Origin of the sequence: Clostridium tarantellae (assembly GCF_009295725.1) — a bacterium.
Classification (GTDB): Bacteria; Bacillota; Clostridia; order Clostridiales; family Clostridiaceae; genus Sarcina; species Sarcina tarantellae.
In genome coordinates this window covers 1-2,122 of record NZ_WHJC01000427.1, presented here as the reverse complement: position 1 = coordinate 2,122, position 2,122 = coordinate 1, and the positions used below count along the sequence as shown (strand labels likewise).

Genomic DNA, 2,122 nt, shown 5'->3' with positions numbered 1-2,122 from the left:
AATTAAAATAATATAAATATTATATGTTCTAGCTTAACTAAATCCATTCATCTTTATATTTTATTTTTATATTACAATCATTTCTTGAAATTTTTATATTATTACTTCCTGGCTTTAATCTTGGAAACTCCCAAAGATCTGCATCAGAAAATTTATTATTTCCATCTACTGTTATAGTTCCATCTATTCCATGTAAGATTAAGGTTTTATTTTTTTCTAAGTTCTTAATTATAATAGGATCCTCTGATAAACCTTCAATTTTTATATCTATAATATCTACTATTGGAGTAATTTCTACTATACATGGTGTTTCTAAATTTCCTTTTATATTTATAGTTTTCATAGTGGTTCTATTTAAAGTTTCTTCTATGAAATCTGAAACCTCATAACTATCAAATTCTAAATTTAATTTATATCTATCTTTTCTTATGGTTTTTTCAATATTACTATTTATTAAAAATGAAATAAATTTATTTTTATATCCATCTAAGGTTAATACACTTTCTTCTTTTAATAAACTTATTAGGTTACTTATATTAGTCAAAATGTCTTGTCTATCATTTCCATGGAAATATAAGGTTATCTTTAAGCTTTTAAATGTTATATTAGAATCTATAAAAATTGGTTTTAAGGATTTTTTTACCCATTCCTTTTCTAAAATAATATTACTTGGTTGAATATCCACTATTAATTGTTTTGCATTAAAGTTAGAAATATCTATATTATTAATTAACATTTTTATCTCCTTCTACAGGCTATGGCTAATTTATTATTAACTTTTCTATAGGTATAATTACTAATTTCTTCTCCATCTAAATAATTTTTTATTATGTAAACTTCCTGTTTATTAGTGGAGGTTTCTTTATTTTTTAATACCTTTTTTAAGCTATTAGTTACTAATTTATCTAACTTTGATAGAGGAATAACTGCTTCATGCTCCTTACCTTCACCCACTAATGCAAGGGTTGATTTAGTTACTATACCACCTTCAGCTAGAGCTGGAATAGAAGGTAAGTTAATTCCAAAATGCTTACCACCAATACCAGGCACCCAAGAAGGTACATCAAAGCTTAATCCATTAACTTTAGATACAACCCAATTGATACCACTTATAGCTGCATTTATTGGAGCTTTTATTACTCCACCTAATGCTCCAAAGATAGATTTAACTATATTACCAAGACCACTAAATATCATATGCCAGTTTCCAGTGAATACCCCTTGTAGAAATTGAAGCACTCCATTGAAAACTCCCTTAACTCCATTCCATACTGCTCCAATTACTGAAAATAATTGATTTAGTGGTACTCCTAAAAGTCCAAGACTTTGTGTCCAATCCCTTGTAAAGGCTCCCTTTAAGAAAGATGCAAAGGATGAAAACACTGTTTTTATTCCATTCCAAACTGCATTAACTCCATTTCTAAACCATTCACATTTATTATAAAGAATTACAAAGGTAGCACCTAAAGCAACTAATAAACCTATAATTATGGTAATAGGGTTTAAACTCATAACTAAATTCAGAGCTGCTTGTGCAAGTTCCATAGCTTTAGTAGCTACAGTGGTGGCAATTAAGGCTATTTTTTGAGCTATTAACTTAGCAGTGTTAAAAGCAATTTTTGCTCCTGCAATAGTTAATTGAACTATCATTTTTGCAAGACTTAAAGTAAATCTTCCCACTGCTTTAGCTCCTGTTAATAGTCCTCTACCAAGTCCTTTAATTCCTTTACTTGCTAAGGATGCCCCTTTACTAATACCTTGCCATCCTATCTTACCAACTGACTTAGAAAATTTACCTACATTTTTAAATCCATTACCTATACTTTTACTAAAGTCTTTTATGGATTTAATGGATTTTCTAGTATTAGTGGGAAGATCTTTTAATACTTTTATACTTCCTTTAACTCCCTTAGTAAATTTACCAAATCCACTTAAAGCTAAATTAGTGGCTACAAATAAAGAACCTACTCCCACCACAAATTTCTTTTGATTTTGAGATAATCCTTCAAAGCCTTTTGTTACTGTTGAAATTCCTTTTGAAGCCACTGATATAAAGGGGGCTATCACATCACCAAAACCTATTAAGGCATTTTTACCATCATTTAATGCTATCTTTAATTGG

General features: G+C 28.7%; 2 protein-coding genes. Both read right to left on the bottom strand.

Features of this window, described 5'->3' with window-relative positions:
* Positions 1 to 37: 37 nt before the first annotated feature.
* Complete coding sequence (locus tag GBZ86_RS15255; RefSeq protein WP_152892075.1) at positions 38 to 736, bottom strand: phage distal tail protein; 699 nt, start codon at positions 734 to 736, stop codon at positions 38 to 40.
* Between the two features lie 2 nt (positions 737 to 738).
* On the bottom strand, positions 739 to 2,122 hold a 1,384-nt coding region (locus GBZ86_RS17435), incomplete at its 5' end, for a phage tail protein (protein ID WP_422678936.1).